The 20,487-nt window shown below is 69.0% G+C and carries 18 protein-coding genes and 3 pseudogenes; 12 read left to right on the forward strand and 9 right to left on the reverse strand.

The window, feature by feature from the left end; genetic code table 11:
- Positions 1 to 563 precede the first annotated feature (563 nt).
- Together DRB89_RS28890 and DRB89_RS28895 are read right to left on the reverse strand one after the other, a co-directional pair.
- Complete coding sequence (locus DRB89_RS28890; RefSeq protein ID WP_112453561.1) at positions 564 to 1,421, reverse strand: helix-turn-helix domain-containing protein; 858 nt, start codon at positions 1,419 to 1,421, stop codon at positions 564 to 566.
- Between the two features lie 101 nt (positions 1,422 to 1,522).
- Positions 1,523 to 1,768 carry a DUF2283 domain-containing protein gene (locus DRB89_RS28895; RefSeq protein WP_112449597.1) on the reverse strand — a complete coding sequence of 82 codons (246 nt, stop codon included), beginning with the start codon at positions 1,766 to 1,768 and terminating at the stop codon, positions 1,523 to 1,525.
- Positions 1,769 to 2,040: 272 nt separating this feature from the next.
- Here DRB89_RS28895 and DRB89_RS28900 point away from each other — a divergent pair, with 272 nt between their 5' ends.
- On the forward strand, positions 2,041 to 3,618 hold the full coding sequence (locus tag DRB89_RS28900; RefSeq protein WP_112453562.1) for an ISL3 family transposase: 1,578 nt from the start codon (positions 2,041 to 2,043) through the stop codon (positions 3,616 to 3,618).
- A 209-nt stretch (positions 3,619 to 3,827) separates the two neighbouring features.
- The gene (locus tag DRB89_RS43230) at positions 3,828 to 3,971 is read left to right on the forward strand and encodes a hypothetical protein (protein WP_162688770.1); all 144 of its coding nucleotides are present in this window, start codon (positions 3,828 to 3,830) and stop codon (positions 3,969 to 3,971) included.
- A 350-nt stretch (positions 3,972 to 4,321) separates the two neighbouring features.
- Here DRB89_RS43230 and DRB89_RS45000 read toward each other — a convergent pair whose 3' ends face one another.
- Positions 4,322 to 4,666, reverse strand: a complete 345-nt coding sequence (locus DRB89_RS45000) for a glyoxalase (protein ID WP_239516881.1) — start codon at positions 4,664 to 4,666, stop codon at positions 4,322 to 4,324.
- A gap of 439 nt (positions 4,667 to 5,105) precedes the next feature.
- Here DRB89_RS45000 and DRB89_RS43235 point away from each other — a divergent pair, with 439 nt between their 5' ends.
- Entirely contained in the window at positions 5,106 to 5,309 is a 204-nt protein-coding gene (locus tag DRB89_RS43235) for a hypothetical protein (RefSeq protein ID WP_162688410.1), read from the forward strand.
- Here the strand turns inward: DRB89_RS43235 and DRB89_RS28910 are convergent.
- Positions 5,208 to 5,956 (reverse strand): annotated as a pseudogene (locus DRB89_RS28910) (IS5 family transposase); the annotation flags it as partial. The gene DRB89_RS43235 and the pseudogene DRB89_RS28910 overlap by 102 nt on opposite strands.
- Positions 5,957 to 6,297: 341 nt before the next feature.
- On the opposite strand from DRB89_RS28910, the gene DRB89_RS28915 reads away from it, so the two are divergent.
- The 7 genes and pseudogenes from DRB89_RS28915 (at position 6,298) to DRB89_RS28950 (ending at position 14,394) form a co-directional block, all read left to right on the forward strand.
- The gene (locus DRB89_RS28915) at positions 6,298 to 7,476 is read left to right on the forward strand and encodes a hypothetical protein (protein WP_112449598.1); all 1,179 of its coding nucleotides are present in this window, start codon (positions 6,298 to 6,300) and stop codon (positions 7,474 to 7,476) included.
- 583 nt (positions 7,477 to 8,059) lie between these two features.
- Positions 8,060 to 8,736, forward strand: a pseudogene (locus DRB89_RS45005) (transposase); the annotation flags it as partial.
- Positions 8,726 to 9,067 carry a hypothetical protein gene (locus DRB89_RS28930; RefSeq protein ID WP_162688771.1) on the forward strand — a complete coding sequence of 114 codons (342 nt, stop codon included), beginning with the start codon at positions 8,726 to 8,728 and terminating at the stop codon, positions 9,065 to 9,067. The pseudogene DRB89_RS45005 and the gene DRB89_RS28930, both read left to right, overlap by 11 nt.
- Before the next feature lie 202 nt (positions 9,068 to 9,269).
- Positions 9,270 to 10,105 (forward strand): annotated as a pseudogene (locus DRB89_RS28935) (IS5 family transposase).
- Between the two features lie 619 nt (positions 10,106 to 10,724).
- Positions 10,725 to 12,176 carry an HtaA domain-containing protein gene (locus tag DRB89_RS28940; RefSeq protein WP_112451185.1) on the forward strand — a complete coding sequence of 484 codons (1,452 nt, stop codon included), beginning with the start codon at positions 10,725 to 10,727 and terminating at the stop codon, positions 12,174 to 12,176.
- Positions 12,177 to 12,257: 81 nt separating this feature from the next.
- Positions 12,258 to 13,715, forward strand: a complete 1,458-nt coding sequence (locus DRB89_RS28945) for an HtaA domain-containing protein (RefSeq protein ID WP_112451186.1) — start codon at positions 12,258 to 12,260, stop codon at positions 13,713 to 13,715.
- A 19-nt stretch (positions 13,716 to 13,734) separates the two neighbouring features.
- A complete protein-coding gene (locus DRB89_RS28950; RefSeq protein WP_112451187.1) occupies positions 13,735 to 14,394 on the forward strand; it encodes a PhzF family phenazine biosynthesis protein in 660 nt (219 codons plus the stop codon).
- Positions 14,395 to 14,600: 206 nt separating this feature from the next.
- On the opposite strand, the gene DRB89_RS28955 is transcribed toward DRB89_RS28950, so the two are convergent.
- A complete protein-coding gene (locus DRB89_RS28955; RefSeq protein WP_112451188.1) occupies positions 14,601 to 15,248 on the reverse strand; it encodes a biliverdin-producing heme oxygenase in 648 nt (215 codons plus the stop codon).
- A gap of 183 nt (positions 15,249 to 15,431) precedes the next feature.
- Positions 15,432 to 16,289 (reverse strand): type I methionyl aminopeptidase, encoded by an 858-nt coding sequence (map, locus tag DRB89_RS28960; protein WP_112451189.1) that lies wholly within the window; start codon positions 16,287 to 16,289, stop codon positions 15,432 to 15,434.
- Positions 16,290 to 16,348: 59 nt separating this feature from the next.
- On the opposite strand from map, the gene DRB89_RS28965 reads away from it, so the two are divergent.
- Positions 16,349 to 16,588 (forward strand): hypothetical protein, encoded by a 240-nt coding sequence (locus tag DRB89_RS28965; protein WP_112451190.1) that lies wholly within the window; start codon positions 16,349 to 16,351, stop codon positions 16,586 to 16,588.
- A 37-nt stretch (positions 16,589 to 16,625) separates the two neighbouring features.
- Here DRB89_RS28965 and DRB89_RS28970 read toward each other — a convergent pair whose 3' ends face one another.
- Positions 16,626 to 17,258, reverse strand: coding sequence for a hypothetical protein (locus DRB89_RS28970; RefSeq protein ID WP_112451191.1), 633 nt, complete (start codon positions 17,256 to 17,258; stop codon positions 16,626 to 16,628).
- A gap of 157 nt (positions 17,259 to 17,415) precedes the next feature.
- On the opposite strand from DRB89_RS28970, the gene npdG reads away from it, so the two are divergent.
- A complete protein-coding gene (npdG, locus tag DRB89_RS28975) occupies positions 17,416 to 18,144 on the forward strand; it encodes an NADPH-dependent F420 reductase (protein ID WP_112451192.1) in 729 nt (242 codons plus the stop codon).
- A 10-nt stretch (positions 18,145 to 18,154) separates the two neighbouring features.
- Here the strand turns inward: npdG and DRB89_RS28980 are convergent, their stop codons facing one another.
- Positions 18,155 to 19,801, reverse strand: coding sequence for an IS200/IS605 family element transposase accessory protein TnpB (locus DRB89_RS28980; protein WP_112451193.1), 1,647 nt, complete (start codon positions 19,799 to 19,801; stop codon positions 18,155 to 18,157).
- A complete protein-coding gene (locus tag DRB89_RS28985; protein WP_112451194.1) occupies positions 19,794 to 20,375 on the reverse strand; it encodes an IS607 family transposase in 582 nt (193 codons plus the stop codon). Before DRB89_RS28985 ends, DRB89_RS28980 begins: the two co-directional genes overlap by 8 nt.
- Positions 20,376 to 20,487 lie beyond the last annotated feature (112 nt).

A 20,487-nucleotide genomic window follows, 5' to 3' on the forward strand; every position in this document is an offset into this window, starting at 1 on the left:
CGAGTCACCTGACCGCCTGCCCCTGACCCAGCTCGCTTACGGTCACCTGGGACGGGTCGATCCTGGCGTACAGACGGCGCCGCCGCGCATGCGTGGTCATCGCACGGGCCAGGGCGGAGCGCACGGCGGCGTTGCGCCGCCCCGCCCTGACGACGAAGCTCTGTGTTCCCCGGACGCGCTGCCCGGCTGAGGAACCCTCTGTCGGAACAGTAACCATCCACAACGAATTCATTTTCAGCAGTCCCTTCTCCTACCGAATCCTGCATCTTCGAACAGAATCGACAATGCTCCAGAAAGGCCAGAATTGGAAGGTCGTACATCCCGCCAATCGAGCCGCTGAGGGAAACGGCTTTCATTTCGCTTCGTGATTTCCTGCGGGAAAGTGCGAAAGCTAAGTCAAGTAAATGGGAATCGTTTCCCGGAGTCGTCGTCGGCTCCCGCCCGCTGTCTTGACGCGAATGACGGCTGACGGCTGACGGCGCCCACGACACTGGGCGACGTGTACGCCAGGACGTTGCCGGACCGCTGTCCGGTGCAGCGCGTCGGCAACTGGGATCCCGGGTTCAGTGCGCGTCGCGGTACTCCGTCGGGGCTGTCCCCAGCGCGGTTTGGAACGCCCGCCGCATGGCTTCCGCACTGGGGTGGCCGCACGAGGCGGCGATGTGGTCCATGCTGTCGTGCCGCCGGTTCACCAGGCGCCGGCATGCCATTTCCAGCCGGACCCTGGCCACGTAGCGACCCGGTGACATGCCGGTTTCCTGGGTGAAGGCCCGGGTGAACTGCCGGGGGGAGAGCGCCGCGCGCCAGGCGAGAGCCTCGACGCTGAGGTCGGCGTCCGGGTGGTCGGAGATCCAGTCCTGGACTGCCCGCAGGCTGTCGCGGTGGGCGATCTGAACCTGGAGCTGCGCGCTGATCTGGCTCTGGTTGTGGGAGCGGCGCAGGAAGACGACCATCTGGCGCGCGACCGCGAGGGACAGTTCCCGGCTGTGGTCCGCCTCCACCAAGGCCAAGGCCAAGGCCATGTCGATGCCGCTGGTGATGCCGGCCGCCGTCCAGATCCTGCCGTGCCGGATGAAGATCGGCTCCGGATCCACGCGCACCTTCGGGTAGGCGGCGGCCATCTCCTCGGCCCGGCTCCAGTGCGTGGTCGCGCGCACACCGTCCAGGAGACCCGCCTCGGCAAGGAGTACCGATCCCGTACAGACCGAGGCCACCCGGCTCATGCCCGGGCCGTGGGCTCTGAGCCACGCCACGACCCGCGGATCGACCGGGGCTCCCGGGACCATGCGGGAGGCGTTGACCGGACGACCGTGATCGGTGAACAGCAGGTTCGAACGCAAGCCCTCGGGACGGTGCGATAGCCAGTCGTCCAGCAGCATCTTGGGCTGAGGGTGCAGGGGGACGTAGCGGTCGGTGTGCATCTTGCCGACCGGAACGCGGAGCCAGTGCCCCGTACCCCGGCCCCTGCACAGCCGGCCTTCCAACCTAATGCGGCGAGAGGTACCTCTCCTGCTCAACCGGCTCATGCACCTTCCGCGTCCAGACGCTCGGATGACGTGAGCAGGTACTCGGGCAGCTTGGAGCTGGCCGCCAGTACCTCGATGCCGATGAGGCGCCCCTGCTCGTCGAAGTCAAGGTTGATCATGCCGCCGACCTGCACCGGATCACAGGGGTACATCCGCGAGGACTTGGTGCGAACATGCGGATCGGTGAGGTAGACGTAGGCCGCGTTCGCGCCCTCGTCGTAGGTGACTCTGACGTCAGCCACTCTGGCCTGCCCCCTTGGTGTGACTTGTGTCGGTACAGGCCTCGACGAATTCGAGGTCTGGGCGGTACCGCAGAGGCTCACTCTGCCCCCGTCGAACCAAGATGATCTCCGGCTACGAAAATCTTGCCAGAGCCACGGAGGGCGGCTCTGGCAAGATTTTCGTAGCCGGAGATCATCCTCATGCGGGCAGTCGCTCGGTTTGCGGAATGGGCAGCCTTTGAGTGTGTTCTGTTGAACTGTCAAAGCTCTTACCGCACTTGGCCGGGTTGCTGGTGTTCTCGGCTGATACTTCCGGTCCTGTCGTGGTGATCGAGGCTCGTACCCGCTCTCGCGTTCTAGTGAGATGCAGCGGGTGCGGTGTCTTGAGCGACTGGACCCACAGCCGCTATGTCCGGCACCTCGCCGATGCGGCGCTCGGCGGCCGGCCGGTCCGGATCGACTTGTCCGTGCGCCGTCTGTACTGCGAGAACGCGTCCTGCCCGAAGGTGACCTTCGCCGAACAGATACCGGGTTTGACCGTCCGCTACCAGCGGCGAACGCCGCTGCTGCAGCACCTGGTCGAGTCGGTCGGTGTTGTGCTGGCGGGCCGGGGCGGGACCCGGATGCTGCGGGTCCTGAACGTCAGACTCTCGCGGTGCACCGTGCTCGCCCAGCTGATGCGGGTGCCGCTACCCCCACTGGTCACACCCCGGGTGCTGGGGGTGGACGACTTCGCGCTCTACGGCGACACCTACGGCACCCTCCTGGTCGACGCCACCACCCGACTCCCGCTCACGCTCTGGGAAGGCCGGGACGCCGAACAGCTCAGCCGATGGCTCCGGACGCATCCCGGAGTCGAGATCGGCTGCCGCGACGGCTCCCTCACCTACCGGCAGGGCATCGCCGACGGCGCCCCCGACGCCGTCCAGGTCAGCGACCGTTTTCACCTGTGGCAGGGCCTGTCCCGGCGCGTTCAGGAAGTCACCGCCGCCCACCGCGGCTGCCTGCCCGCCGCTCTCCCCGCCCCCGAACCGGCCGGTCCGGAGCCTCCTTCGACGGAGACGGAACCCGGGCAGGACACGCCCGCCGGCCGGCACGCTCAACGGCTTTTCGAGGCCGTCCACGCGCTCACTGATGCTGGCCGCCCCTATGCCGCCGCGGCCCGCGAACTCGCAATTGACCGCCGCACCGTCCGCAAATACGCCAGGGCCCGGACCTGGCAGGAGGTGCTGCGACGTGCTCCCCGCCGCCCGTCCACCTTGGACCCGTACCTCGACTACCTGCAACAACGCTGGGACGAGGGCGAACACAGCGCCAAAATCCTCCACCAAGAACTCGCTGGCAAGGGCTACCTGGGCCACTACCAACGCGTGAAAATGGCCCTGGCACCGCTGCGACGCGGCCTGCCCCTGGACGAGCCCCGCGAACGACCGCCCTCTCCACGCGAAGCCGCACGCTGGATCATCGCTACCCCGGTCCGGCACAGCCCCCAGACGGCGGAGCGCCTGCGGCGGCTCCTCGACCACTGCCCGGAACTTCACCGCACCCACGAACTGATCCGCCAGTTCGCCGCCATGCTCGACAACCGCGACGCCACACCACTGCCGACCTGGCTCGATCACCTCACCAACAGCGGACTTCCGCCCCTCGCCGCCATCGCAACCGCCCTACGCGAAGACCGACACGCGGTGGCCCAAGGGATCACCAGCCCCTACAACTCCGGAGTCAACGAGGGCCGCATCACCGACGTGAAGCTCCAGAAACGCATCATGGCAGGCCGCGCCGGCGTCCCACTCCTCCGTCACAGAGTCGTACTCGTCGCCCACCTACGCCGCCGCTACGCGGACCAGCCAACCCTCACCCCGGGATGATCTCCGGCTACGAAAATCTTGCCAGAGCCACGTTCACTTGTACGCCGACAGTAGGTCTCTTTCGGATTTGGTCGGCGGGTGCGGGCCACCACCGCCGGGGTTCCTGAGCGGAGAGGTAGCGTCCGCCGGCGGGCTCGCCCTACTGTCGGAAGGCCGCCGGCGAGGCGGTTCGTCCCATCTGACCGACCCACTCCAAGGAAGTGCACCCGATGCGCAAGTTCCGTACCTCTCTCGCTCTGCTCGCCCTCGGTGCCGCCCTTCTGATCGGCGCCGCCGCACAGCTCGCCACATCCGGTTCGGCCGCCTCGTCGAACACCGTGGTCGCGATGAACAAGGCGGAACTGGTCGGCTAACCCTCTGGTGGAGACACTCGGGTATCGCGGCCGCGGCTCGCGCCGCCACCACACCGGGCACCACCCCGGGCCCGGTGGGCGCGTTCTCAGCCGCGCCCGCGATACCCGCGCATCGCCGGTCTGCGCCCGCCCGTAGTCGGGCCGTGGCAGGTAGCCGCGGTGATGGGATCGTGCCCATACGGGGGAGTGGCCGCTGAGCCGGACGGGCTGTGCCCGGCCGCGTGCTGGCGGCCTTTTAGGTCGCTCCGTCGACTGGATGCTGCAAGGTCGGGGGAACCTGATCAAGGATGTTGCCGCGACGAGCGCGGTGATTGTGCAGGCGAGCGTGGACAAAGAGGCGTCCAGCCCGGCTATGCCGTGTGCGGGGCGATGAGTTCGATTTCGAACCCGTCGCGGGATTCGAGATGGGCGACGTGCTGATGGTCGCCGCCGGCGTGGGGATGGCGGTCGGGGAACAGGAGCATCCAGCCGTTCTCGCGGGCCTTCGCGGTCAGAAGCTCAACTCGATCCGGGCTCTCGATGTGGAAGGCGAGATGGTTCAGGCCGGGCGAGCACCGGTCGTGCCGGGCCGTGGTGAGGGCGGGGGACTGCTCGAAGGCGAGGTAGGTGGGGCCGAGTCGCCAGCTGCGGCCGTTCTCCCAGCTCTGGTGAAGGGGGTAGCCGAGGTCCTCGAGGAGCCAAGACCAGTCGGCGATCGTCCGTGTTAGGTCGGGGACCTAGATCTCAACGTGGTGGAGTGTTCCGGGAACGTGAGGAACCTGGTCGTCAGTCACCGAGATTGTGCGCCGGGGGGAAGGCTGAGGCGGCAGCCCATACCGGAAAATCCGGTATGCGATCAGTTGGCCAGGCCGGTCGTATGCCAGCCAGTTACAGACAGTTGACACCCTTTCGGCGCCTTTCGCTGAGCTCGTGCCGGTATCACGGTAGGGCGCGCTTCGCTGCGCGCGCTTGGGGCGGGACACGGCGAGGACCTCCGCACCGGAGCCGGAACACAGGGGTGAGGTGGGGGGAGGTGGTGGTCTCGTGCGACACGGCGGCGGAACGGCTCACCCTGATGGCGAAGACCGGCTCCTCCTCCTACCGGCCGCTCGGAGCCGTGGCCGCAGGGCGGGGCCTCTGAGAGCGGCGCAGTGCGTGGCCGGGGGAGAGGTCTTCGTCGCCCTGTCGGTCTCGGACGAGATCCTCGCCCTCACCCTGCCGGAGTCCGGATCCGCAGGCGGATTCGGGTGGGCTGGGATGTTCTGCCTTGCATTCGTATCGGCGGTGGAGCCGACGGCCGCCGGCGAGCCAGGACACGGTCCGTTCGACGACCCGTCGGTGGCGGCCGAGTCGTTGTGAGGACTCGATGCCCTTGCGGGCGATGCGGTGGCGGATGCCGCGTTCGCGGAGCCGTCGACGCAGGTTCTCGTTGTCGTAGCCCTAGTCTCCGTGGAGCTTGGCGGGGTGCCGTCGACGAGGCCCTCGGCGGGATCGGATCGGCGGGATGCCCCGAACGAGTGGTTCAAGACCGAGGCTGTCGTGCATGTTCGCGCCGGAAACGCCCAGCGAGATCGGCAGTCCGTTCCGGTCGGTGATCAGGCGGATTTTCGATCCAGGCTTGCCAAGGTCGGTCGAATTCGGTCCCGTCAGAGGCCCCCTTTTGTAGCCCGCATGCTGACCGAATCGATCGTGCAGCGCGACCAGTCCAGTTCCCCGTGGGCCCCGAGTTCGTCGAGGATGGCGCGGTGGAGGCGGGCCCAGACCCGGGCCGGGCTCCACCGGGCGAAGCGCCGGTAGACCGTCTGCCAGCTCGGGCCGAACACCGGCGGCAGCTGCCGCCACATGCAGCCCGAGGTTGCTACGAAGATGATCGCCGCCAATGCCTCGAGGTCACCCGCTCGACGTCGGCCACCACCTTGCGGACGTATGGCTTCCGTCGGCGGCACCACCCGCCGGAACAGCACCCACAACTCGTCCGGCACCAGCCGCGCAACCAGATCCGTCATGCACGGTTCAACGAATGATCACACCATTGGAAACGACGTCTCACCAGGCCCGACAGCCTCAAGGCCGGACATCGCGATCTCCGGGAACAGCTGACCGACGCCTGCCCCGAGATGACCCACCTGGCCACCGCCGTCCGGACTTTCGCCCCGCTTAAAGCCTCGGCCCGACAACGCCGACACTCTCGAAATCCAGAAAAGGGCACCATCGCACAAAAGAACTACTGGACAGGCCGAAGTACCCCACAGCATACGCCCGGCGTGTCCCGAAAAGGATGGATGTTTAGCTGATGTAAACAATGATCGGATCGCCCCCCGGCGCCTCCCAAAAAAGGAGTCAGACAATGAGGCCACTGCGCCGCCCCCGCCAGGCCGCTACCCTGCTCGCCGCGCCCGCATTCGCACTCACTTTCGCCGGCCTGGTTGCCACCCCCGCTCACGCCGCCGCCACCATCAACGTCACCTGCTCCCCGGCCGCCCTTATCCAGGCCATCGCCACCGCCAACAGCACCCCCACCACCTCCGACACCCTCAACCTTGCACGCGACTGCACCTACACCTACACCGAGCAGATCGCCGGCCCCGGCCAGGCCGCGCTCCCCCAGATCACCAGCCCCATCACCATCAACGGACGCAACGCCACCATCACCCGCGACGACAACACCGACAGCGAATTCCGCTTCTTCAGCCTCCCCCCTGTCACCCGCGCGAACCTGACTCTCCGAGACGTCGCCCTCACCAACGCCAAAGCCGGAGGAGGCGCCCAGGGTGGGGCCATCCAGTTGGGATTCGGCACCGTTGCTTCCCTTACCAACACCCGCCTCACCGGCAACACCTCCAGCAACGGAGGCGGCGCCATCTACAACAACAATGGAACCCTCCGCGTCGAAGGTTCGTACTTCAAAGGCAACAACACCGAATCCGGCCACGGCGGTGCCATCCTGAGCAGCGGCACCACACGCGTAGACCTCAGCGTCTTCACCAACAACTCCACCGGCCCCGTCAGTGGTGGTAACGGCGGAGCCATCTCGCACAACAGCATCTCTTCACCCTTCACCCTGACCGCGAGCATCCTCACCGGCAACGAAGCAAGAGGCCTGGGCGGCGCCATCCATAACAACAGTTCCTCCGCGACCATCTCCGACAGCCAGATCCGCAGCAACGACGCCAGAACTGGCGGGGGCATCGCCAACTTCGGCACGCTCACCATCAACATGCTCACCACCATCCGTGGCAACACTGCGAGCTTCTCCGGTGGTGGCATCTACAACTTTGGAACGCTCAATACCCGCAACACCGTCATCGACAGGAACGCAGTCACTCAAGGAACCGGCGGTGGCATTCACAACCAGGGTGACGCAACGCTCAACGACTCCCGTGTCACAGGCAATACCGCGGCCCACGCCCCCGCCGGCCTCCACAACGAGGGCGGAAACGTCACCCTTAACCACACCACCATCGCAAACAACAACCCCGGTAACTGCGATCCCTCAAACCCCGCTGTCACTGGCTGTACTCGGTAGGTCCAGCCACGCCCAAGAGCTGAAGGAAGATTCAACTGCCAGACCGCTCCGACAGGCGGTTCATCCAGGGTCCCCGTGGGCATTCCAACGGATACCCCTACGCACGAGTCGGAGAGAGCAAGGCATCGGGTGTCTGGGCATGGACAGTCGGGGATGACAAACAGGTACTGAACCTGCCGCTTAACGTCCTGCCTGAACTCGCTCAGCACGAGTTGTTGAGTTGGTCATCGAGGAATCGAAGCTCGCGAGCTCGGCGCCGGGACATGCCGTGTATCACGGCATCCAGGAACTTCCGTGCTTCGAAGGGGCTGCCGCAGCATTCCCCTACACCGCAACCGCCGTCCTCGTATTCACTCCAGAGGTTGCGGTACGGGGCCCGTACGAACCCTCGCCACATCCTCACGGACTCGGCCGTGACGCCGGGCCACAGGTAGTTCCGGCTCCTCTCGACCCTGGCAACTTCGGCAAGAGCAGTCGGGGACAGGCCAGCAATAGGGGGTTGATAGGTACGCCGGTGCCGCGGCCACTGCTCGACGCGGACACGCCCGGGCCGTCGACGCGGCACGAGTCTTTCTGCAGAACGTCATGGGGTGAGGCCACCGCGGCCACCGTTACCCACACCAACCGATACGGGACCGCGACCGCCCAAGCCGGGGACCGGCTCCATCCCCGGCTGACCCGCAGGGCAGCGTGGATCGAACACGAGGGACCATTGCCGATCATCGAGGGAACCGTGATCCGGCTGACGGTCGAGAAACTGCCCAGCGGCGGCGTGAACAAGTCCGTCTGGCTGCGGTGGTCGGGCACCGGCGCCGCCCCGCAGGACGTCGACCGGTGTTGGCAGTCCTTCCGTCGTCGCTTCGACGTGGAGCACAGGCTGCCGATCGCTGGACCCGGCTCATCCTGGCCGCACACGCCCAGCTGCGGCTCGCGCGCCCGCTTGCGCGGGACCTCCGCAGGCCATGGGAGCGACCGTCGGAGCCGAACAGGCTCACGTCGGCCCGGGTCCGTCGCGGGTTCAGGAACCTGCGCGCGAAGACGGGCACGCCAGCCGGTGCACCGAAACCCACCAGGCCCGGCCCCGGCCGGCCGCTGGGCTCGAAGAACCGGTGCCCCGCCCCCCGCTACGACGTCGGACGCGTCCTCGCCACCGGCGAGGCATACGCCCGCCCTGCTCACCACAAGGCAGGCACCAAACGACGCCGCGGCAGCGGCCCCGCCACCCCCGTTCATCGCCACGATCCCGACGATGTTGGATAGCGGCATGGTGAGACGCAAGAAGGAGAAGAAGAAGCGGCCCGCCTGGGGCATTCCGAAGGGGATCGTTCTGCTGGCGACGCCGGAGGGCTGGCGTTTCATGATCCAACCCGTGGAAGGCGGAATGCTCTGCGGGCGCCTGGACATCCCGATCAACACCGACCCGCAAGACGCGCGAGCCGCTGCGGCAGTCATGGTGGTGGAACTCGCACGCGACGTCCACGACGCCGACGTCGAGGTGACCTGGGATCCGCCCCCGGAGCCCTGGTCATGGACCGCCCAAGTAACCCTCGCCACCGAGATCGAACCTGCTTCGTCAGCCACCGGAGGTTAACGGCAAGCTTAGATGGTGTTTAACCATATTTGAGTGGTTTTGTGGCGTTCTGCGCATGACGGCGTAGAAGTAGCAGTTCCGGCACCGTGTCGGCCTGGGTTCTCCTGTTTGGTCCCAAGACGCAGGGTCGTGCGCTGTGTGCTTCGGGCGCCGGTGTCCACGCCCGGGCCTGCCGGGTGGTTGGCGGGTAGCCCGAATCGGCATGCCTGAACGTCGTCGATACCCGAGTGATCTGTCCGACGCCCGATGTGAACTGGTCGAGCCGGTCCTGACCGCCTGGCGGTCCGAGCGCCGCAGCCGCGGCCTGGACGTTGGCCGGCCGCCTGACCACGACCTGCGGAGTCTGCTCGACGTAGTCCTCTACGTGAACCGGACCGGCATCCCATGGCGCTACCTGCCGCACGACTACCCGCACTGGAACACCGTCTACGCCTACTTCGCCCGCTGGCAGGAAGGGTGTCTTCGACCAGCTCAACGCCCTGCTCCGACGCCAAGTCCGCAGGCAGGAGGGCCGGGAGGGGGAGCCGACCGCGTGTGTCTGCGACTCCCAGAGCATCAAGACCTCCACCAACGTGCCGGCCCGCGAGCAGGGCATCGACGTGGGCAAGAAGATCGTCGGACGGAAGCGGAGCATCGTCATCGACACCGTCGGGCTCCTCCTCCAAGTCCTTGTCGCTGCGGCGAGCGTGCAGGGGCTCGATCGCCGGCCAGACCTTCATCGAGCGGGTCGCCGCCGAACACCCCACCGTCTGTAAGGCCTGGGTCGACGGAGGCCACCGCCAGTACCTCGTCGAGCACGCCGCCACCCTCGGCATCGACATGCACATCGTCCGCCGCGACCCCACCACCAGGGGATCTTCCCTGCCGCGAAGGTGGACCGTCGAGAGAACCCTCGGCCGGCTCATGAACCACCGCCGCCTCGCCCGCGACTACGAGGCCCATCCGCATCGCTACGGAGCCATGATCCACCTCGCGATGATCAACCTCATGGCCCGCAGACTCACCGCCGAATCCACCCCCACATGGCGCGGCGCATGAACCACCATCAACCCGGCAATCTGGTAGGAAACAACGGGTTGAAGCGCCCTCCTAGTGCTGTGACCGGGAAGGTTCGCCGGGTTGCTCGTGGTGCTGGTTGGAAAGGAGTTCTCCAATCAGCGTGGGGAGGCGGGATGGCGCAACCGGTCCGGGTTCGCGGGCTGACCGAGCAGGAGGGGCCCAGGGCAGGTCGACGCCGGAGACCGAGGGGGCCTGGTGGGCTGTGCGCAGGCCGAGGTGCTCGATGCCACCACCGATCCGAAACGTTTTGCAGACCTCTCCGACAGGATCCGCCGGGCGGGGTCCCCGGGCTTGTCGCCGGTCAGCCAGCCCCCGAACCCGGGAGTCGCGGGGGCGGAGGGGGTGGCCGTACCCCCGCAGGCCGCCACGCCGAACGCCAGGACCAGTGAGGTCACGGCAAGGGCGAGGCGGGGCATGCGGGTTGACGCGGCGGGCGTAGGCACGAAGGCACCGTCCTGATCGTCCGACTGGAAGCGGGATTGGCTGGAAAAGCATCCCGGTTCACCGTTCAAGTTCCGGGTGCCCGGGGGTTTCCCGCCCGGCCGGATGTAGCTTAGGTTAGCCTAACCTCGTCTGCTAGACCCTGGAGGGGACATTCATGTCCGCAAGACCCGCCCGTGCTTCCGCCGTCGCCCTGCTGGCGACCCTGGCGGCCCTGCTGGGAGCCCTGCTCCCGGCGACCGCCGCCCAGGCCGCGGACCGCACCGTGGAGGGCGGCCGACTTGACTGGGGCATCAAATCCTCCTTCCAGAGCTATGTCACCGGGCCGGTGGCCAAGGGCGGGTTCAAGCTGAAGAGCGGCGCCGCCACCGTCGGCGGCAGCCTGTTCCGCTTCCACTCGGCGAACGGCTCCTACGACCCGGACGCGGGCTCGCTGCAGGCCTCCTTCAGCGGCGGCGTCACCTTCCAGGGCCACCAGAAGCCTGACGGCACGTACGAGCTGGAACTCAGCGTCAGCCGCCCCACCGTCAAGATCAGCGGCGGCAGCGGCACCCTCTACGCGGACGTCTCCAGCAAGGCCAAGGAGGGCGGAGCGGTCACCACCGCCTCCCAGGTCCCCTTCGCCAAGCTGGGCCTGGGCGCGGTGAACATGAAGGGCGGCGGCACCCCGATCGCCCTCACCAACATCCCGGCCACCCTCACCGACCAGGGCGCCAAGGCCTTCGCCGGCTACTACACGGCCGGCGCCCAGCTCGACCCGATCTCGCTCTCCGTGGACGTCAAGGCCGCCCCCGCGGCCGAGCAGCCCGCGCAGACCCCGAGCGCCCCGGCCGAGACCCCGGAGGCCTCGCAGGCCCCGCAGGCCGCGGGCGCGTTCACCGACGCCGCCGTGGACTGGGGCGTACGGCGCACCTTCCGTGAGTACGTCTCCGGTTCCATCGGCCAGGGCAAGTGGGAGCTCGCCGAAGGCGCGCAGGACGGCGGCGCGCTGTTCCGCTTCCCGCAGGGCAAGGGCGTGTACGACGGCGGGAAGGGCACCCTCGACGCCGCCTTCGCCGGCTCCGTCCACTTCACCGGCGCCCACCTCGACCTGAAGCTCACCAAGTTCACCGCCAAGGTGGAGAACGGCAAGGGCGTCCTCTCCGCCGACGTCACCAGCGGTGCCGACACCAAGCCCGCGGTCCCGCTCGTCGAGTTCGACGCCAAGGGCCTCAAGACCGAGGGCGGCCTCGCCACCCTCACCGAAGCCCCGGCCACCCTCACCGAGGGCGGCGCCCAGGCCTTCAACTCGATGTACAAAGCGGGCACCGAGATGGACCCCGTCTCGCTCGCCGTCGTCCTCGACGGCGCCGCGAAGCTCCCCGCGCTGCCGAACCTCGGCTCCACCGCCTCGCCCCCGGCCCCCGCGGAGCCGGCCCCGGCCGCCGCCACGAAGGCCGAGGACACCTCGAACACCGGCCTGTACGCCGCCCTCGCGGTGGCCGTCCTGGTCCTCGCCGGCGGAGCTGCCTTCCTGGTGGTCCGCAAGCGCCGTACCGACGCGGCCGCCGCCGCGGCCGCCGGAGCGGACGGGGCCGCGGACGCCGCCGATCCCGCGCGGCGGGACTGACCGCCGGCTCCCGCCCCACGCGGCTCCTTCTTCCGCCCCCCTTTCCTTCTCTTTCCCGTCCCGTTTCAGGAGACCCCAGCCATGTCATCCAGCCGCCGCCCGGTCGCCATCGCGGCCGCCATCGCCACCGCCGCCGCGATAGGCGCCACCGCGTTCGTCCTGCCCGCCACCGCGGCGGGCCGTACGTCCGTGGCCCCCGCGGCGGGCCCGACCGCGCCGATCCCGGTCATCGGCGGCACCCTCGACTGGGGCGTCCTGGAGGCCTACCGCACCTACGTCACCACCACCGCCAAGGGTGAGATCACCGTCGCCGACGGCGCCACGAAGACCGACAAGGGCTTCCAGTTCGGCGAGGCCACCGGCCAGTACGACCCGGCCAACGGCCACGTCGTGACCGCCGCCTTCAAGGGCAGCGTCACCTTCAAGTCCGCCGCGCACCACTTCGAGGTGAAGCTGGCGAACCCGCGCATCGACACGGGCAAGAAGAAGCTCGTCGTCGACGTCACCCGCGACGGCACGCTCACCGCGGACGTCCCCTTCGCCGACGTGGCCTTCGGCCAGGGCCCGATGACCAACCTGGTCACCACCCTGACCGCGCAGGCCGGCACGCTGCTCGGCTCCGACACCTACGCGGGCAAGGCCGGTGACCCGCTGACGGCCGTGCTGAAGTTCCCGGCGCCGCCGACGAGCCCGTCGCCGTCCGTCTCCGCTTCCGCCTCCGCCTCCGTGTCGGCGTCCGCGTCCGCGTCGGCTTCGGCGTCCGCCTCGGCCTCCCCGTCGAAGTCGGCCTCCCCCTCGGCCTCCGTGAGCTCCCCGGCCACCGACGGCCCGCAGCAGATCCTCAGCGGCAAGCTGGCCTGGGGCATCAAGGAGTCCTTCCGCAAGTACGTCCAGGGCGCGGGCGGCACCGTCACCCCGGCCGACGGCGCGGTCGCCAACGGCGACAGCTTCGCCTTCGGCGCCGGCAAGGGCACCCTGGACACCAAGACGCAGAAGCTGAACGCCTCCTTCGCGGGCAACCTGCGCTTCCAGTACGCGGCCCACGGCATCGACATGACCTTCGGCAACGTCCGCATCGACACCGAGGGCGCCAAGGGCACCCTGGTCCTGGACGTGAAGACCGCCACGGCCACCAAGACCAACGTCCCCTTCGCCACGCTCGACCTGTCGAAGGCCGAGTACAAGACCAAGGACGGCCTGCTCGCCCTGAACGCCGTCCGCACGGCGCTCACCGCCGAAGGCGCCGCGGCCTTCGCCAACGACACCACCGGCTCCATGTACAAGGCCGGCGACCGGGTGGACGACGTCAACCTCACCGTCTCAGTGGACAAGGACGCGGTCCTGCCGACCAGCACCCCCACCACCGGCACGACGGCCGCGGCCACCACGGGCGGCACGGGCGGCAGCGTCGGCGGCAACCTCGCCTCCACCGGCGCCGAGATCCCGGCCGGCGCCCTGCTCGGCGCCTCCGGCGCCATCGTCGCCGCCGGTGCGGGCGCGGTGTTCATCGCGCGCAGGCGGTGTACGGCCCAGAACTGAGCCGTGCTTCAATGCCCGCGTGAACGATCTCGACGTCCTGAAGGTCTTCTGCGCGGGTGACGGCGGCCACGGCAACCTGCTCGGCGTCGTGCGCGACGGCCGCACCTGCCCCGACGACGCGTCCCGGCAGGCGCTGGCCGCCGAACTCGGCTACAGCGAGACGGTGTTCGTCGACGACCCCGAACGCGGGGTCGTCGACATCCGCACCCCCGGCACCCGGATGTCCTTCGCCGGGCACCCGCTGGTCGGAGTCGCGTGGCTGCTCGACATCGAGGAGCTCCAGCCCCCGGCGGGCACCGTATGGGCGCGCGACGACGGTGAGTTCACCTGGATCACCGCCCGCCCCGAGTGGGTCGAGGGCAAGCGCACGGAGCAGTACGCCAGCGCCGCCGAGGTCGAGGCGCTGCCCGCCCCGCCGCCGGGCGAGGGCTGGCTGTACGCCTGGGCGTGGGAGGACGAGGCCGCGGGCCGGATCCGGGCCCGCGGTTTTCCGCGTCGGCCCGACGGGGCGATCGCCGAGGACGAGGCCACCGGCTCGGCGGCGATCCTGCTGACGGCCGAGCTGAACCGGGCCCTGAACATCACCCAGGGCGCGGGATCCCAGATCCTCACCGCCCCGTGCCCGGACGGCGCGGTGGAGATCGGCGGCCGAGTCCGCTTCGACCCGGGCACCGGCTGACGGAACCTCACGCGGGCACGCCGGGCGCGCGGGGCACACCGAACGCGCCGGGCACACCTGGCGCGCCGACGGGCACGGCGCACGGCCGCGGGACGGCGCCGGTCGGCCGGTCGGCCCGTAGCGCGGCGCCGGCGACCGGGGCCGCACAGCCCGGAAGGGGCGGGCCCGCAGGGCCCGCCCCTTCCCCGTTCAGCCCTCCGCAGGAGCTACGCACTCATGGGGAACTGCTCGCCCAGCTCCCGGAACACCGCGCCGTTGAAGTCGAAGGCGCGCTTGCACTCGTCGATGATGCGCTGCTTCTCCAGGTCGTCCGCGGCGATCGCGTCGAGCAGCTCGCGGTAGGTCCGCTTGAAGGCGGCCGGGTTGGAGATGTCCGCGAAGACGTAGAAGCGGACGCCGTCGCCCTTGCGCTCGAAGCCCCAGGTCCGCTCCGCCTTGTCGCGGATGATCTGGCCGCCGGAGAGGTCGCCCAGGTAGCGGGTGTAGTGGTGGGCGACGTAACCGCCGGGCCAGGACGCGGCGCACTCGGCCACGCGCGCGGCGTACGCCTCGGTGGCCGGCAGCGCCACCAGCGTCTCGCGCCACTCGGGACCCCGCAGGTGGGCGAGGTCGCGCTCGATCTCGGCCAGGCGCATCAGCTCGGGCTGAATGAACGGCCCGGCCACCGCGTCGTCCTTGAGGGCCTCGGCAGCGTCCTCCAGAGCCCGGTACACGAACCACAGCTGCTCGGTGTAGCGGGTGTAGGCGTCCACCCCGAGACGGCCGCCGAGCAGGTCGCTCATGAAGGTCGAGGTCTCGGCCTCGGTGTGCTGCTCGTGAGAGGCGACACGGATGACGGTCGAGAAGGCGTCCAAGGCGGACCTCCGAGGAATCGGAAGAAACGGGGAAAAGGCGTGGCGGCCGTGCCGCCACACCCGATCTTCCTACTTAGGCAAACCTAAGTCAATGTGTTCCCGACGCCTTGTCGGTAAAAGTTTCAAGAACCGCTCACGCGGGGGCCGGAGCCGGCTCGGGGCCGGCTCGGGGCCGGCTCGGGGTCAGGGCAGCGTCAGGATCTCCGCCCCGGTGTCCGTGACCACCAGCGTGTGCTCGAACTGCGCGGTGCGCTTGCGGTCCTTCGTGACGACCGTCCAGCCGTCCTCCCACATGTCGTACTCGTGGGTGCCCAGGGTCAGCATCGGCTCGATGGTGAAGGTCATCCCGGGCTCGATGACGGTGGTGGCGTGCGGGCTGTCGTAGTGCGGGATGATCAGGCCGGAGTGGAAGGACGAGTTGATCCCGTGCCCGGTGAAGTCCCGGACCACGCCGTAGCCGAAGCGCTTCGCGTACGACTCGATGACCCGGCCGATGATGTTGATCTGGCGGCCCGGCCTGACGGCCTTGACGGCCCGGTTCAAGGACTCGCGGGTGCGCTCCACGAGCAGCCGCGACTCCTCGTCCACGTCCCCGCACAGGTACGTGGCGTTGTTGTCTCCGTGCACCCCGCCGATGTACGCGGTCACGTCGAGGTTGACGATGTCGCCGTCCTTGAGGACGGTCGAGTCGGGGATCCCGTGGCAGATGACCTCGTTGAGCGAGGAGCACAGGGACTTGGGGAAGCCGCGGTAGCCCAGCGTCGAGGGATAGGCGCCGTGGTCGCACATGTACTCGTGGGCGACCCGGTCCAGCTCGTCGGTGGTCACCCCCGGCGCGATCAGCTTGGCGGCTTCTTCCATCGCCTGGGCGGCGATCCGGCCGGCGATGCGCATGGCCTCGATCGTCTCGGCCGTCTGCACCTCCGGTCCGGTGTACGGAGTGGGCGCGGGCTTGCCCACGTACTCGGGCCGGCGGATGTTTCCGGGAACGGAACGGACGGGAGTGAGCTCGCCTGGTACGAGCAGCGACTGGCCAGACATACGAGCGAGTGTATCGACCGGGTATGGGGCAGCATGGCGACAGAGAGAGGAGCCTGACGATGGCCCTGTTCAAGAAGCGCCAGGTGGGTAAAGCGGGCGAGTGGTACTACTGCCTGGTCCACAAGAAGGTCGAGGAAGGCCCCGAGTGCCCGGCGAAGGACCGCTTCGGCCCTTACGCGACGCCGGAGGAGGCGACCCACGCCATGGAGACGGCGCAGGAGCGCAACCTCGAATGGCAGAACGACCCGAAGTGGAACGACAAGACGCGCGAGGAAGAGGAAGGCGAAGCCACTCCCTGAAGCCCCCGCGGCCCGTACGATCCTTCGGCCCCGGGGGCTACCAGCGGCTGGGCGGCGGTGCGGTCAGCTGGTCGGCCAGCCGCGCCAGCCGGTCCCGGAAGCGCCGCGGCCCGCGCTGCACCGGCAGGCTGTTCTCCCCGGCCGCCGCGCTGACCAGGTGCTGCACCGTGTCCAGGTCCATCCCCCAGCTACCGCTGGGAGGTGCCCCCTGGGCGGCACCGGCCGGCACGGACAGCACGTCGTGCGCGAGCGTCCCCAGGTCCGGGTCCCCGCCGTCCAGGGACAGTACGGTCGCCCCCGCGCGCCGGGCGTCGTGGACGCGCTCCAGCAGCCCCGCGTCGGGCCGCTCCGGAGCCACCACCAGCAGGGTGTGACCGCGCCGGGCCGCCTCCAGCCGGCTCAGGCCGACCGACAGGTGGGGGGCGTCGCCCGGCAGCACGTGGTGGCGTACGAGCGTGGGCGCCAGCTCCGGCAGTCCCGACCAGGCGGCCTCGTCGACCAGGTGCGCGGCCAGGTGCCAGGGCTCGTACCCCTCGGTCCCGACCAGCAGCAGGTTCCCGCCGGCCGGCACCACGGAGCGCCGCAGCGTCCCGGCGAACCGGCGTGCGGCACCGGGCCACTCGGTACCGGCGAGCACCTCGCGCAGCAGCGCGACTCTCACGGCGTCCATACCGGCATCCTGCCGCATGGAAGGGACATACGGGAGCCGTTCCCCCCATCCACCCCACAAGCACCCCGCAAGCACCCGCGCTCCGGGCCTCCGATGCCGTCGATCTCACGCGGTCCGCGCATTCGACTCTGACGATCTCGGAGTTACCCTCGGCCCCATGACCTCCACAGACAGTACGCAGCAGCCCTCGGCTCCGGCCCCCGCGAAGGCCCCCGCCAAGGACCCCTGGGACCTCCCCGACGTCTCCGGCCTCGTCGTCGGCGTCCTCGGCGGCACCGGCGACCAGGGTCGGGGCCTCGCCTACCGGCTCGCCCGGGCCGGCCAGAAGGTGATCATCGGCTCCCGCGCCGCCGACCGCGCGCGGACCGCGGCCGAGGAACTGGGCCTCGGGGTGGAGGGCGCGGACAACGCCGAGTGCGCCCGCCGCAGCGACATCGTGATCATCGCGGTGCCGTGGGAGGGCCACGCCAAGACCCTGGAATCGCTGCGCGAGGACCTCGCGGGCAAGCTCGTGGTCGACTGCGTCAACCCGCTCGGCTTCGACAAGCAGGGCGCCTACGCCCTCCAGGTCGAAGAGGGCAGCGCGGCCCAGCAGGCCGCCGCCCTCCTCCCGGACTCCCGCGTCACGGCCGCCTTCCACCACCTCTCGGCCGTCCTGCTCCAGGACGAGTCGATCGAGGAGATCGACACCGACGTGATGGTCCTCGGCGAAGCCCGCGCGGACACGGACGTGGTCCAGGCCCTGGCCGCCCGCATCCCGGGCATGCGCGGCGTCTTCGCCGGCCGCCTGCGCAACGCCCACCAGGTCGAATCCCTGGTGGCCAACCTCATCTCCACGAACCGCCGCTACAAGGCCCACGCGGGCCTCCGAGTAACGGACCTCTGACCCACCGTTCCTACTCAGTGAGCAGGAGTGAGTCTTGGACCCATTCCTGGTCGCTGCGCGCATCCCGAACGGTTTTGGGTGCGCTGGTCTCCCGCGTTCGCTGTGTCCCCGTCCGGGTTCGCGCATCGTGTGCACGTTCCGTGACGGGTGGGCGGGCTTCCTCGCGCCCCTGGTCACCTGGTCCGGCCTGGACGGTCCGATGCCCACGACGATCGCTCTGGTCGTCGTGGGGCGGTGCCGTCCGTCGCCGGATCGGGTGCCCGAGGGCGCGTCGCCCGATCGCGATGCCAGCGGCATCGTGACGGGACATCTTTCGGCGCGGCGTGGTCAGCGGCTTGCGCCAGTGCTGGTCGCCCCACATGGAGGTGTAGGCGGGGTCCACGGCCACGATGGACATGTCCATCTCGGCTGCCATCGAGATCAGCCGGGCTTTGAGTTTGCCGGTGGGGATCCCGGAGATGAGCTGCCGGAACCGCTTCTTGCGTCCGTGCTTCTCTCGGGTCTTCTCGGCGGTGAAGTCCAGGTCTTCGATCGCGATAGCGGCCACGCCGCATGCCTTGGCCCAGTGCAGGACTTGGGTGACGGCGTGGCGGATCTGCGCGTCACGATGATCAGCGGTGCCGGACAGGTCGTAGAAGAACCGCTTGGGGTCGCCGACCGGGTTGCCGTGCCGGTCGAGCTGGTAGGCAGCGAAGTGGTCGGCGTTCGTGTCCACGCCGACCATGCCGTTTGCCCGTGCGGTCTCCAGCGGGACGCTCCGCACGATGGGGCGCTGCCACGATGCGGTCAAGTACCAGCGCCCACGGGTCACGTCCAGGTGGATGCGGTAGGCGACAGCCCGGTTCGCCTCGATGCGGTCGGTCCACTTCTGGCCCCGGTGCGCGAACGCGATCCGGGAGGCGAGGACGTACCGGCCGTGCTTGGCGTTGGCCAGATCCTTGAGCGGGGCCGGGAGCTTGATGCTGACCTCACCGTCCGGGGTGACGCGGATCGTCTCGTTCCCGAAACGCTTCCCCGACTCCCCGTCAGCTGCGATAAACCAGCGCTCGGACTCCCACCGTTCCCGCCACTGGGCCTCGGTGATCTGCGCGACGGCCAGGTTGTGCCGGGTGTTCAGCAGGCGCCGGCCGCCGCGCACCACGCGCACGGTCCCGGCTTCACGCTTGGCACGGGCGACATCGAGGCGGTGCTCCAGTACATACAGACGCCGAGTCTTGTGGAACCACTCGCCCTTCGAGCGGTAGCCGCCCGCCGCCTTCTTGGTGCCCTTCTCCCCGATCGGGAGGGACAGCCGGTGCATCAGCGCCCGGACACCGGCCTCAAGCCCCTGGATGCGCGCGAGCTGGCAGCGGCGCGACAACGCCCACTGATCATGGGTGGCCTTCGTGATCGACCCGGCCCACCGCGATGACGAGGAAGCGGTAAGGCCCTGCTTGCGGGCCGCCCACGTGTCGGTGGAGTGGTCGTTGCCGTCTGCGCAGCGGGCCGCCAGATCACGGGACGCGAGGCGTCCAAGGTGTTCGCCGACCAGGCGCAACGCCTTCTCGTCCTCTGGTGTGAGGTGCTTGAGCCGGTCGCGTATCGCGACACCGCACGGTCCGAGGGCGACGAACGGCGGGGCGATGGTGCGGAGCTGCTTCTTCTCCGGCTCACTCATCGGCGGCAGCCGCTTCCAGCGCCTTGCGGGCACGGTTCTTCGCGGAGCGTCGTCCGTACAGGCGGGCGCAGAACGAGGTCAGCACCTCGATCATGTCGCGCACCAGGTCGTCTTCTACCTCGCCGTCATCGAGGACGACCAGACGCCGGCCCGACGCGGACAAGGCGGCTTCGATCAGCTCGACGTTCATACGGCCGAGCCGGTCCTTGTGCTCGACCACCACCGTGGTGACCTTCGGATCGGCCAACAACCTCCGGGCCTTCGTCCGGGCCCCGTTCATACCCGAAGCGACCTCAGACTCGATACGGGCCACCTGCTGACCGTGCTTCACAGCCCAGCCGGCCAGACGGGCGACCTGGCGTTCCAGATCCGCCTTCTGGTCATGCGAGGAGACACGGGCGTACAGCCCGACACCACCCACAGCTACGGGCGGTGACGAGTTTGCCTCGATGTTCACCAGGATCGTGCGCGGCCCGACCCGCTCGGCAGGGACCGGCAACGTGCCCTCACGGAACCAGCGATACGCGGTATGCGGATGCACACCGTTCGCTATCGCCCACTCCTTGAGGTTCACACACGGAGCGTAACACCCACTCAAAGGCATTAATAGGCACTAGAGTTCACTCAACCAACAACAGTCCAACCCCCGCCCGGCCCCTTCCCGGGGCCGGGCGGACGGCGTACGC

Origin of the sequence: Streptomyces sp. ICC4, from assembly GCF_003287915.1 — a bacterium.
In the GTDB taxonomy this organism is placed as follows: domain Bacteria; phylum Actinomycetota; class Actinomycetes; order Streptomycetales; family Streptomycetaceae; genus Streptomyces; species Streptomyces tritrimontium.